Below are 11,592 nucleotides of genomic sequence, written 5' to 3' on the forward strand. Positions count from 1 at the left end.
TGGGGTAAAAACTGAATAGATTCTCGGTCAATTTCTCTGACTACTTGGGGGAGAAATAACTCTAAAAATTCCACAAAGAAGGTAGAAATTAATTCTTTAAATAACCGGTCATGGTCAATCATCCCAGGAGTTCCTCTAAAACCTCTAAGTCCGCCCCAATTTCATCCTCTAATAGTTTATGCTGTTTCAGCTAATAGCTGGCAAATGGTTTGATGGGCGTTGAAGCAACCAAACAGCACCGCATCGGGGATAAAATTCCCCGTGCTAGAATAACCTTAATCAAGTATCCCTCCCTTCATAGCAAGTAATTATTTAAGTAAAACCTTGATTTTTCCAGGAGAACCTGATGGTTATAGCCACAGTACCAGAGCAACAGGTAAAAATCGGACCTACCCAACTGCTGATTAATAACCAGTGGGTAGAAAGTATCAACGGTCGCCGCTTTGCTACCATCAACCCCAGTACAGGGGAAGTGATCTGTGAGGTAGCAGAAGCAGACAAAGCAGACGTAGACCGCGCCGTACAAGCAGCCCGCAATGCTTTTAATAGTCGGGAATGGCGGGGGATGTCCCCTAACCGTCGCGGTAAATTACTGTATAAATTAGCAAATTTAATTGAGGAAAATACTGAGGAATTGGCGCGGCTAGAAACCTTAGACAATGGTAAGCCTTTACATGATTCCCTAGGGGACATAGAGTTAGTCATTGCCTGTTACCGCTATTATGCGGGCTGGGCTGACAAAGTACAAGGTAAAACCATCCCCATTAATGGCCCTTATTTCTGTTACACACGCCATGAACCGGTAGGGGTAGTAGGTCAAATTATTCCCTGGAACTTTCCCCTATTAATGCAAGCTTGGAAATTAGCCCCAGCTTTAGCTATGGGTAACACCGTAGTCATGAAAAGCGCGGAACAAACACCTTTATCTGCATTGCGGGTGGGTGAGTTAATTATAGCTGCGGGGTTTCCCCCTGGGGTAGTGAATCTATTATCAGGATACGGTCACACAGCGGGAGCGGCGATCGCCAGACATATGGATATTGACAAAGTAGCCTTTACCGGTTCTACAGAAGTAGGACATTTAATTATGGCTGCTGCGGCACAAAGTAACCTGAAGCGAGTAACCTTAGAATTGGGGGGTAAAAGTCCTAATATAGTGTTTGCCGATGCAGACTTAGAAGCAGCGATCGCCGGTTCCCATGAAGGTATATTTTTTAATCAAGGTCAGTGTTGCTGCGCCGGTTCCCGGTTATTTGTAGAAGAGAAATGTTACGAAGAGTTTGTTACCAAAAGTGTAGAAGCAGCGAAAAGGCGGGTAGTGGGTAACCCCTTTGACCCCCACACCCAACAAGGACCCCAAGTAGACAAAGAGCAATTTGATAGAGTCATGGGTTACATCAATGCAGGGAATAGGGAAGGGGCCAAGCTGCTGTGTGGAGGGACTCAAATCGGCGAAAAAGGATTCTTTATTACACCCACAGTTTTTGCTGATGTCCGGGATGATATGCAGATCGCTCAAAAAGAAATCTTTGGCCCAGTGATGAGCATCATCAAATTTAGAGACATTGAGGAAGTAATTAACCGGGCGAATAATACCATCTACGGACTAGCTGCAGCAGTCTGGACACAGGATATTACCAAAGCCCATGCGATCGCCAACAATGTGCGCGCGGGTACAGTGTGGGTAAATTGTTACGATGTATTTGACGCAGCAGCACCCTTTGGCGGGTTCAAACAGTCAGGGATGGGTAGAGAACTGGGAGAATATGGACTGCAACAATACACCGAGGTGAAGACAGTCACCATGAAACTATAAACCTTGCTCCCGAGCAATTTGGGCCTTAGCCTGCTGCCATAAAGATTCTAACTCATCTAAAGAGTAATCAGACAGGGGGCGATCAAGCACCGCCTCCATTTTTTGTAACCTGTGTACAAAACGTTGATTAGTTCCTTGTAAAGCAGAGCTAGGGTCAAGATTGTACCACCGAGCCAACTGGATAACTGCAAACAGTAAATCACCCAATTCTGCTTCTTGACGTGCTGGAGTTTCCCCCACCAAAGCCTCTTGAAACTCCCCCAACTCCTCATAAAACTTCGCCCAAACCCCGTCAATACTTTCCCATTCAAAACCTACCTGGGCCGCCTTTTGGGAAATTTTCATCGCCCCCATTAACGGCGGAAGAGTGCGACCATAACGACCCAGCTGGTCACTCAACTGATGCTTAACAGAAACCTCCCCCTTTTCCCTGGCCTTAATCGCCTCCCAATTTTCCCTCACCTCATCCACACCCGCAACGGACACATCACCAAACACATGGGGATGACGACGGATCAACTTTTGCGAAATCCCCCTAGCAACCCCCTCCAAATCAAACCTTCCCGACTCCCCAGCAATTTGGGCTTGGAGAACCACCTGTAATAATAAATCCCCCAACTCTTCGGCCATAGCTGCATCATCACCCCCTTGAATTGCATCAACCACCTCATAAGCTTCCTCAATCACATAAGGAATCAGACTTTGGGGAGTTTGCGCCAAATCCCAAGGACAACCCCCATCAGGCGATCGCAACCGAGCTACCACCGAAATCAACTCCTGTAAAGCCGCCAAACACCCATCCATAAAAACCTCTGCGTACCTTTGCGTTAAAAAATCACCTTCTTCTCCTCCTAGGAGAGAGTAAACCCCGCACCCCCTGCTTTTGCAAACGCTTATAAGCCGAACCACCCCAATCACTCAGAGAATGACTCATAGCGCCCAACTCCAACCCCAAAAATAAAGCCAAATATTCCGTAGTGTAAACCATGAGCGATCGCCCCACAGTTACACCTAAATCCCGCCAAGTCAGAGTGACAATTCCCAGCATTTCCCCCATCACCAGAATTACCACAGCGACAAACCACAGCAAACAGCCCAGGTAAATTACCCTCAGGGTTGTACCAATAATTGGCCCGTGAGATAACATAGAGCGGTGACGCAGGTTTTTTTGATAAGGTAGCCAAATACAGCGTAAAAAGCCCCAGCGTTGAAACTGACGGGAGTAAATATCTAAATCCGGGCCAAACATCAGACCGCTAAACATAAACCCACTCGCAACCAACAGGGTTAAATTACTGCTGCGGGTTTGCCATAGAGTGGCACCGGCGATCAACGGTAGACTATATAAGGTAATGCGATCATGGGTTCTAGCAGAGGGCATATTGCAATTGATCGCCTTTCTACACAGGATTACCGAGTTATTATTGTACGTCAAAAAAAATATTTTCCCAAGGGGTTGCGCAATCAAAATTCTTTTGCTATATTGTTTAATTGTGAGAGCAAACGGGTGGTTAGCTCAGTTGGTAGAGCGCCTGCCTTACAAGCAGGATGTCACTGGTTCGAGTCCAGTACTACCCATTTTTATAGTAAGTGTATCTAGAGGCGTGAAATTTCACGCCTTTACTATCTTATATCGGGATGCGATCGCCTAGGAAGTAACCCTCAACAGCTAAAATTCTCTCTTGAGAGAAAAAACGCCGCCAAAACGCCAGCCAAAATAATCATGAATCCAGCAAATTAAACTGTTGGAGTAACTTAGTATTTTCCGCCGTCAGTAACTCTCGCAGGTCATCAACTTCATTCAAGATTTTCACCTCCCGCGCATATTCTTCTTGGATGATTCCCAAATATTGCTGACGCTTTTCCTCAGTCTGAGAATGGCCAAGCATATGTAGGGCGATGTTGATATTAGACAGAGGATCGCGTAATTCCTGGGATAATTTTTCTAACAAATTACCTCTAATATCCGATAGTTGTCGAGAAACTTGTAAATTTGTATCATTTTCTTTAATTTCCTGTTGCAGTTGTTCGATTTTGTGGTGATTATCCAGATGCTGCTGTGTAGATAATGCTTGTCTTTTTAACCGTGCTTTAACTGCTTGTAATATTTCCCCTGGTTCAAAAGGTTTAGTAATGTAGTCATCTGCGCCTAAATTCATCCCTTGGCGCAAATCCTCACGCTCGGCTTTAGCAGTGAGAAAAATTAAGGGAATATTAGCTGTATTAGGATAATTCCGCAGTTTTTTTAACACCTGAAAACCGTCCATACCAGGGAGCATAATATCACAAAGAATTAAATCAGGAGATTTAACCCTCGCTAAATGCAAGCCTTCTGAACCATCAGCAGCACTGACGACGGAGAAATCTGCTAATAGCAGAATTTCTGAGATATTTAAACGAATTTGCTCCTCATCTTCAATAACTAAAATCAAACTCATAACTTGCAACCCCAGGAATTAACCATTTATTTCTAATAGTAACCATTTGTTTTCATAACTAACAGATTGAAATTTTATAACTGGGTTTTAGCCCTGATAAAATCGCGAAATCCGTCAAATATTGCCAGAATATTCTTCTTGATTCCGAACTAGAAAATCTAGTTAGGGAAGTAATGGGGATAAAATGTAATTAATAACACATAATTCCACATAGAAAGCCAAATGTCACAGGGGGACAGTTTTTTGATAGTATAGTAAATCTGACTGGTTCAATAACGATTTTTATGAGCAAAGGCACCCTGTTTGATAAAGTTTGGAACTTACACACCGTTGGAACACTTCCCTCAGGGCTGACACAATTATTTATCGGGCTTCACTTAATTCATGAGGTCACTAGTCCCCAAGCCTTTGCTATGTTGCGGGAGAGGGGACTAAAGGTATTGTTTCCACAAAGAACCATAGCCACAGTAGACCACATCGTACCTACCGATAACCAGTCCCGGCCATTTATCGATGGCTTGGCAGAAGATATGATTCAGGCTTTAGAACAAAATTGCCAAGAAAATAATATCACCTTTCATAACATTGGTTCTGGTAATCAAGGTATAGTCCACGTCATCGCCCCAGAACAAGGACTGACCCAACCAGGAATGACTATCGCTTGTGGGGATAGTCACACATCTAGCCATGGGGCCTTTGGTGCGATCGCCTTTGGTATTGGTACAAGCCAAGTTAGGGATGTTTTAGCTTCCCAAACTCTGGCTTTATCAAAATTGAAAGTACGCAAAATCGAAGTCAATGGGACTTTAAACCCCGGTGTTTACGCCAAAGATGTCATCCTGCACATTATTCGCCAACTGGGTGTAAAAGGTGGTGTAGGTTACGCCTATGAATATGCGGGTACCACCTTTGCACAAATGAACATGGAAGAACGGATGACCGTTTGTAACATGGCCATTGAAGGCGGTGCGAGATGCGGTTATGTCAATCCCGACCAAGTAACCTATGATTACTTAAAGGGTAGAGACTTCGCCCCCACAGGTGCGCAATGGGAGGAAGCTGTGGCTTGGTGGGAGTCTATCAAGAGTGATGCTGATGCAGAATATGATGATGTAGTAGTTTTCAACGCCGCGGATATTGCTCCCACAGTCACCTGGGGAATTACCCCCGGTCAAGGTATCGGGGTCAATGAACTGATACCCAAAGCAGAAGAACTACCAGAAGAAGACCGCTTTGTAGCCGAAGAAGCTTACAAATACATGGATTTGTTCCCCGGTCAACCCATCAAAGGGACTAAAATTGATGTCTGTTTTATTGGTAGTTGCACCAACGGCAGAATTAGTGACCTGCGCGAAGCTGCTAAAATTGCCCAAGGTCGCCACGTTGCGCAGGGAGTTAAGGCCTTTGTGGTTCCCGGTTCAGAACGGGTGAAACAACAAGCGGAAGCCGAAGGACTGCATCACATCTTTGCACAAGCTGGATTTGAATGGCGTGAACCCGGATGTTCTATGTGCCTAGCGATGAACCCCGATAAACTCCAAGGTAGACAAATCAGCGCCTCCTCTTCCAACCGCAATTTTAAAGGTAGACAAGGTTCATCCTCTGGTCGCACATTACTTATGAGTCCCGCCATGGTAGCTACAGCTGCTATTCAAGGGGAAGTTGCAGACGTGCGCGAATTGCTATAACACCCCCACCCATCCCCCTGCTCTAGTGACAAAAACTTAAAATTATGGTCAGTGAAGTTAAAAAAATCTCAGGTCGCGCTATAATCCTTATAGGGGATGATATAGATACAGACAGAATTATCCCCGCCCGTTATTTAAAAGCCATTACCTTTGATGGCTTGGGTGAAGGCGTATTCATCGATGACCGCACCGCATTAAAGGGCGAACACCCCTTTGACCAACCCCAATATCAAGGGGCAAATGTGTTAATCGTTAACCGCAACTTTGGCTGTGGTTCATCACGGGAACACGCCCCCCAAGCGATCGCTAAATGGGGGATTCAAGCTTTAATAGGGGAAAGTTTCGCCGAAATCTTTTTTGGTAACTGTGTAGCCATGGGCATACCTTGCGTCACTGCCGATGCTCCTACAGTCAAAAAACTGCAAGAGTTAGTCAGCGCCGACCCCCAAGCTGCTGTAACAGTCAACTTGGAAACCTTACAAGTATCACTGGGCGATTATACCACAAAAGTTACCATGAGTCAAGGCACTCGCAGCACCTTTATTGCTGGTACATGGGATGCTTGCGGTCAGTTAGTGGCTCAGTCTGAGGCAATCCAGGCTACAGCTGCTCAACTACCTTATCTAACCTGGGTTTAGCCACAACAGGGAAATTAAACGGAGAGGGGGGGATTCGAACCCCCGTTGAGTTGCCCCAAAACGCATTTCGAGTGCGTCACCATCAACCACTCGGACACCTCTCCCGGTAATATATGCAGTTTTGGTGAATCTGTCAGACTTGGCGCAGTTATAGGCGGTTATTTATTGCCCGCCGGGATTTCGCCCATAAGCTCAGATACCACCTCCTATTATAGCACCTACAGCCATTTGTGCACCCCTAAGTTAAAACTAAATTATCCCGATGAATCACAGTTTCAGCACCTACATAGCCCAAAATTGTGCAAATTTCCCGGGAATGACAGCCGCGAATCTTTTCTAGCTCCTCGCTGCTGTAGTTGACAACACCTCTGGCGATTTCCGTTCCCTGGTGGTCGCATAACTGCACCGCCGCTTGAGCTTCAAAGTTTCCTTCTACTGTTTTAATCCCCGCGGCTAATAAGGATTTCCCGCCCTGGGCGATCGCGGCGATCGCCCCTGTATCCAAGTATAATTTTCCCGCCGGAACTAGACCGTAAGCTATCCAACGTTTACGGGCCGAAGTTGGTTCAGGTTGTGGTTGAAAGTGAGTTCCCAGGGGTTCCCCGGCCAGAATCTTCTCGATATTATGGGGAAATCTTCCTTGAGTGATTACCGTTCGCACTCCCGCCGCGATCGCAATTCTAGCAGCAGAAATTTTAGTTAACATCCCCCCGGTACCCCATTGGGACCCTTGAGATCCGGTTTGTATTTGTAATGCTGCTAGTTCTTTGAGGTTATTCACCAAAGATATGGGCTGCGCATCTGGTACTGAACGCGGGTCGGCTGAATATAGCCTGTCTACATCAGTGAGGATAAATAACCAATCTGCTTCTATTAAACTAGCAACCAATGCCGAAAGGGTGTCATTATCGCCAAATTTCAACTCCTCCACTGCTACCGTATCATTTTCATTGACTACAGGAATTACACCCAGTCCCAATAGTTCCTGAAAGGTATTATACACATTCAGATAGCGGCTACGCTGTACCAAATCGCTACGAGTCAGCAACACTTGAGCAATGGGCTGGGATAGTGTAGTAAATAAATCATCATATATCCGCATTAACCGCCCCTGTCCCACTGCTGCTACTGCTTGTTTGAGAGCCATGGCTTTAGGACGTTCAGTTAAACCCAATCTGGCACAACCCACTCCCACCGCCCCAGAGGAAACTAAAACCACTCTATGCCCTTCCTGTCTCAAATGACACAGTGTTTCTGCTAAGGTGGCAATGGTGGACAGCGCTAGCTGTCCGGTTTCTGGTTGAGTGAGGCTAGAAGTACCGATTTTGATAACAATCGTCTTGGTCATTGATAATTTTCGTTAAAATTTGTAAAGCGCCGAGCCTTCTATAGATAAAGGCCGACGCTCTACGGGTTAATTGTTATTTATTATGGGCTAGGGTCTTTATTTTGCTGACCCCATATTATCAATTATTATCATCACCGATTTCCCAATTTTCCCTAGGTTTCTTAAGTATTTCTTTATATTTACTTTAGCGACGACTTCTCAAGTTTTGTTAACTTTTCTTTCTTTAGGGGTAATGGTAGCTCCCAAGATTTCCGATAACCAAACTTCAAAATTCCGCACAGGATGAGAGCGCAGAGCTACATCGGGATGAATAATCGGGTCTACTAAAATGGTGAACATTCCCAAACGATTACCTGCTAAGACATCGGTAAACAAGCGATCGCCCACCATTCCTACTTGTTCCGCAGGGAGATTCATCCCCGTGAGTGCGGCTCTAATTTTCCGTCGTGACGGCTTGGCTGCACCTAAGTAATAGGGCAAATTGAGCGATCGGGCGATTCCACCGATCCGTGATTCACTCAGATTATTACTCACCAAGCACAACTGTGTAGAACTACGCACTTGCTCTACCCAGTCTTGTAGTTCTGGCGAAGCTAGTCCCACTCTCAAAGGTACCAGGGTTTCATCCACATCCAATACCAACCCCTGCAGCCCATATTGTTGAATAATTGCGGGTGTCAGGTTCAAGACAGAACCGGATATAATTAAATTAGGCTGTAAGAGATCATTCCAGGTCATAGTCAAATTTAACTACTTCAAACACAAATATTTTATTCTCTCACCACTACAGCCTCACTGGTAGTGGGAGATTCTTCCCTCATTCCCACTTAACTAGAGTAGTATTACTACCAACCCCATCAGCATCAATCTACTTTAGCTTATTCGACCTCGTTAAAAAGTTCTTCTTCTAACAGTGGTTGTATTTTTTTAAATTCCTCTGGGGAAAGTAATTGAGGTTCTCCAGTGCTAGAAATGCGAGCGAAAAACAGCAGCGGGTCTACAGGGGTATAAATTGCGTATTCTTGATCTTGATGATAGAAACTAGCAAGTCGCTGTAATTGTTCAGGTTCCAACTCCTCATCTTCTTCAATTTCCAAGGTGAAAATCTCCGACTCTTCCACTGCTGGTAAATCACCAGACACTGTCAGAGCATAAGCAGTATGCTTGACGATCAAATTTTGTTCAGCCAAAACAGCCTGAGCAGTACCTAAAATTTGGTTAATGACAGCATCATCATCTACCAAAACCGCCTGTTCATCATCATCATCACCTTGCCAAGCAAAAATTTCTATAGGCGAGTCCACAGGGAGGAGCAAAACATATTCTTGTCCCTCAACCACCAGGGAATGTTCAACATAACATTCTAGGCTTCGCCCGGTCTCATCGGTGAGGGTGATAGAACCTGCATGAGCATGATCATTTTCTTCAGGAAATGGAGAGGAAAACATAGCCGAAGTGTAAAACTTTATAAATAGAAGTAGATATACAAATGTCTTTACTATTTCTTGACTAATTCAGTCAAGAGAAGAGCTTCAGAAATTGATATCAGTCTTAGTGACACAATTCAGAATATCATGTAAAAGGTATCAATACTCTCAGGCTAGCACGGCTTCCTGGAAGTTGCCCCGTCTAGTGTCAAGCCATTGTTGTAAAATTAAAGCTGCCGCCTTACGGTCAATTAAACCTTTATGGCGTGATGGCGAGATATTTTCAGCTATTAACAGTTGCTCCGCTTGGAAAGAAGTTAATCGCTCATCTACATATTCCAATGGTAACTCCATAGCCTTCGCCAATTTTTTGCCAAATTTCAACACATGACGAGCCTGGAATCCTAAAGTCCCATCCATAGAGTAAGGTAAACCCATGACCAGCACTTGTACCTGACGCTCATTCACCATGTGGCGGATTTGCTGGACATCCCTTTCAAAGGATGTCCGTTCAATGGTGGTGAGTCCCATAGCAATCAAACCAGTACCATCGCACCCTGCTACACCAATCCGCTTGCGACCAAAATCTAATCCCAATGCTGAAATAAACGGTTGTGGTTGCTCTTGGGGTGTCAAACTAGTTCTCCTGTTTTGGCTGCTCTGTGGATTCAGGAATCGGCAATACTTCCATACTCAAATTATCGCACTTAAAGGTTATAGGTTCTGATTTGCCTGGCGCTGGACTGTCTGATGGTGATTGGTTTGTTGGTCTTACCCATGACATCCCACCTGGTATGGGTTTACGCGCCGGTTGTAAACCTTGTAGTACCCCACTCCACTGAATTCCTTCCAAGGAAACAAATTTCGACTCCCGTAACTTATGCCAAACTGAGCGAGACATCACCAGGGTATGTTCTATGCGCTTGGCCCCAATGCGTTCTAAATACTCTTCTCGTTCCGCTTGGTAGTCTGAGGATGCTAATTGTAAACCTTGCTGCGGGAAATCTTGAACAATGCGCGCTAATTGGGAAAGCATCTCTGGATATAGCCAGGTATAAGCGGGGTGAACTGTCAGGGTCGCCACATGAGGAGTTTCGCCCTGGCGGTTCAGTTGTACTTGGAAATAGCCAATGGCTGCTTTGCGTTGCGGTTCAAACACGTAGCCACTCACCACTTCTGTTTTTGTGATCCACTGCTTCACAGCATCAGCTAGAGCACCCAACAAACTGGTTTTAAAGTCCCGTGTATTGCGATCAAACACCTGACGCACCAAAGGAGGCATTGATGCTGTATCTAACTGATAGAGTAATTGAGCATCGGCATTACTTACAGGCAAAAGATTAGGTAAGTCCGGCTCCGCTTGCGCTAATACAGCCAGTAATTGCGGTTCAATTTCCCAGTAGGTCATTTCTGCCAGGCGCTGAAATCCATTGTGCCGATATAGTGCTAGAGCGTCTTTATCATTAACATTAACTTCTAACAACCAAGTCCGAGCTTCTAAAATCGACTCAAAGCAATGGCGCAACAGTTGTGAGCCTACTCCTTGTTTCTCTAGCGATTTCGCCAGCATTACCCGATCAATCCGCCATGTACTGCGTGTACGGTTGAAAGGTGACACTTGAATCATTCCTAACAATACTCGCCCCTGTTCTGCTACGTAGGCACAGAAACGATACTTGAGAGGGTTAGGAAACCAACTCAAAAATTTTAGTAATCCATACCAACGGCGTAACCATTGCATCTGGTTGATGGCAATTTCAGCCTCTTTGGGAGTCAAGTCAGATAATGAGTCTTGAGTTATTTGCTCAATTCCGTCCAAATCCCGGTATTGGGCCGGCCGGATGACAACGCCGAGATTTCGAGGTAGTAATGAAGTCATCTTAATTTTATCTGCCATTTAGCCTTAAATTACTGGTTCAGAGGAAGTGCTACAATAATCTTAACCCCTTTTTACTCCTGCCTCTTGCTCCCCAAGAGTGATTTTTTTGACAATTGCAGCACTAAGGTGATCGATGTTATTGCTTCATCCTTGGTTGCAGTTATCCACTTAACCTACTACCTGCGGTTATGGCTACGCCACTCAAGGTATCATACAGCAAGAGTTTGTGAAATTATAGACAAATCTACAAAGTCACTTTACCAGGGGTAAACCTGATTGGAGTTACTCCTAACCCCTCTATCCCGTCTGCAAAAGCGTTCAGGACTGCTTTTCTTAATATGTTGTACGCCCCATTTAA

The 11,592-nt window shown here is 45.0% G+C and carries 11 protein-coding genes and 2 tRNA genes; 4 read left to right on the forward strand and 9 right to left on the reverse strand.

Features of this window, described 5'->3' with window-relative positions:
* Positions 1 to 346 precede the first annotated feature (346 nt).
* Positions 347 to 1,816: an aldehyde dehydrogenase family protein gene (locus NWP22_RS16955; RefSeq protein ID WP_271732108.1), complete on the forward strand. Its 1,470-nt coding sequence runs from the start codon at positions 347 to 349 to the stop codon at positions 1,814 to 1,816.
* Here NWP22_RS16955 and mazG read toward each other — a convergent pair.
* Both mazG and NWP22_RS16965 read right to left on the reverse strand, forming a co-directional pair.
* On the reverse strand, positions 1,811 to 2,620 hold the full coding sequence (gene mazG, locus NWP22_RS16960; RefSeq protein WP_271732110.1) for a nucleoside triphosphate pyrophosphohydrolase: 810 nt from the start codon (positions 2,618 to 2,620) through the stop codon (positions 1,811 to 1,813). The genes NWP22_RS16955 and mazG overlap by 6 nt on opposite strands.
* Before the next feature lie 31 nt (positions 2,621 to 2,651).
* Positions 2,652 to 3,197, reverse strand: a complete 546-nt coding sequence (locus NWP22_RS16965) for a metal-binding protein (protein WP_271732111.1) — start codon at positions 3,195 to 3,197, stop codon at positions 2,652 to 2,654.
* A 124-nt stretch (positions 3,198 to 3,321) separates the two neighbouring features.
* On the opposite strand from NWP22_RS16965, the gene NWP22_RS16970 reads away from it, so the two are divergent.
* Positions 3,322 to 3,394, forward strand: a tRNA-Val gene (locus NWP22_RS16970).
* 143 nt (positions 3,395 to 3,537) lie between these two features.
* Here NWP22_RS16970 and NWP22_RS16975 read toward each other — a convergent pair.
* Positions 3,538 to 4,254, reverse strand: a complete 717-nt coding sequence (locus NWP22_RS16975) for an ATP-binding response regulator (protein ID WP_271732112.1) — start codon at positions 4,252 to 4,254, stop codon at positions 3,538 to 3,540.
* A gap of 284 nt (positions 4,255 to 4,538) precedes the next feature.
* Between NWP22_RS16975 and leuC the strand changes: the two genes are divergently transcribed.
* Positions 4,539 to 5,942 (forward strand): 3-isopropylmalate dehydratase large subunit, encoded by a 1,404-nt coding sequence (leuC, locus tag NWP22_RS16980; RefSeq protein ID WP_271732113.1) that lies wholly within the window; start codon positions 4,539 to 4,541, stop codon positions 5,940 to 5,942.
* 44 nt (positions 5,943 to 5,986) lie between these two features.
* A complete protein-coding gene (gene leuD / locus NWP22_RS16985; RefSeq protein WP_271732114.1) occupies positions 5,987 to 6,580 on the forward strand; it encodes a 3-isopropylmalate dehydratase small subunit in 594 nt (197 codons plus the stop codon).
* A 19-nt stretch (positions 6,581 to 6,599) separates the two neighbouring features.
* Here leuD and NWP22_RS16990 read toward each other — a convergent pair.
* The 6 genes from NWP22_RS16990 to NWP22_RS17015 all read right to left on the reverse strand — a co-directional run bounded on the left by NWP22_RS16990 (position 6,600) and on the right by NWP22_RS17015 (position 11,234).
* A tRNA-Ser gene (locus NWP22_RS16990) sits at positions 6,600 to 6,684 on the reverse strand.
* 134 nt (positions 6,685 to 6,818) lie between these two features.
* Positions 6,819 to 7,928 (reverse strand): glutamate 5-kinase, encoded by a 1,110-nt coding sequence (gene proB / locus NWP22_RS16995; RefSeq protein WP_280802143.1) that lies wholly within the window; start codon positions 7,926 to 7,928, stop codon positions 6,819 to 6,821.
* A 198-nt stretch (positions 7,929 to 8,126) separates the two neighbouring features.
* A complete protein-coding gene (locus tag NWP22_RS17000; protein ID WP_271732116.1) occupies positions 8,127 to 8,666 on the reverse strand; it encodes a YqeG family HAD IIIA-type phosphatase in 540 nt (179 codons plus the stop codon).
* 140 nt (positions 8,667 to 8,806) lie between these two features.
* The gene (locus NWP22_RS17005; protein ID WP_271732117.1) at positions 8,807 to 9,376 is read right to left on the reverse strand and encodes a DUF3727 domain-containing protein; all 570 of its coding nucleotides are present in this window, start codon (positions 9,374 to 9,376) and stop codon (positions 8,807 to 8,809) included.
* 147 nt (positions 9,377 to 9,523) lie between these two features.
* Positions 9,524 to 9,991, reverse strand: coding sequence for a Holliday junction resolvase RuvX (gene ruvX / locus NWP22_RS17010; protein WP_271732118.1), 468 nt, complete (start codon positions 9,989 to 9,991; stop codon positions 9,524 to 9,526).
* 1 nt (position 9,992) lies between these two features.
* On the reverse strand, positions 9,993 to 11,234 hold the full coding sequence (locus NWP22_RS17015; protein ID WP_271732120.1) for a GNAT family N-acetyltransferase: 1,242 nt from the start codon (positions 11,232 to 11,234) through the stop codon (positions 9,993 to 9,995).
* Between the last annotated feature and the right edge of the window lie 358 nt (positions 11,235 to 11,592).

It is taken from the genome of Anabaenopsis tanganyikae CS-531, from assembly GCF_029891675.1.
GTDB lineage: Bacteria > Cyanobacteriota > Cyanobacteriia > Cyanobacteriales > Nostocaceae > Anabaenopsis > Anabaenopsis arnoldii.

What these genes read in the sequence shown, in the direction of transcription:
- proB (WP_280802143.1), bottom strand. Translation starts at nt 7,928, where the DNA reads ATGACCAAGACGATTGTTATCAAAATCGGTACTTCTAGCCTCACTCAA.
- NWP22_RS16955 (WP_271732108.1), top strand. Translation starts at nt 347, where the DNA reads ATGGTTATAGCCACAGTACCAGAGCAACAGGTAAAAATCGGACCTACC.
- leuD (WP_271732114.1), top strand. Translation starts at nt 5,987, where the DNA reads ATGGTCAGTGAAGTTAAAAAAATCTCAGGTCGCGCTATAATCCTTATA.
- NWP22_RS17005 (WP_271732117.1), bottom strand. Translation starts at nt 9,376, where the DNA reads ATGTTTTCCTCTCCATTTCCTGAAGAAAATGATCATGCTCATGCAGGT.
- NWP22_RS17000 (WP_271732116.1), bottom strand. Translation starts at nt 8,666, where the DNA reads ATGACCTGGAATGATCTCTTACAGCCTAATTTAATTATATCCGGTTCT.
- NWP22_RS16975 (WP_271732112.1), bottom strand. Translation starts at nt 4,254, where the DNA reads ATGAGTTTGATTTTAGTTATTGAAGATGAGGAGCAAATTCGTTTAAAT.
- leuC (WP_271732113.1), top strand. Translation starts at nt 4,539, where the DNA reads ATGAGCAAAGGCACCCTGTTTGATAAAGTTTGGAACTTACACACCGTT.
- NWP22_RS16965 (WP_271732111.1), bottom strand. Translation starts at nt 3,197, where the DNA reads ATGCCCTCTGCTAGAACCCATGATCGCATTACCTTATATAGTCTACCG.
- mazG (WP_271732110.1), bottom strand. Translation starts at nt 2,620, where the DNA reads ATGGATGGGTGTTTGGCGGCTTTACAGGAGTTGATTTCGGTGGTAGCT.
- NWP22_RS17015 (WP_271732120.1), bottom strand. Translation starts at nt 11,234, where the DNA reads ATGACTTCATTACTACCTCGAAATCTCGGCGTTGTCATCCGGCCGGCC.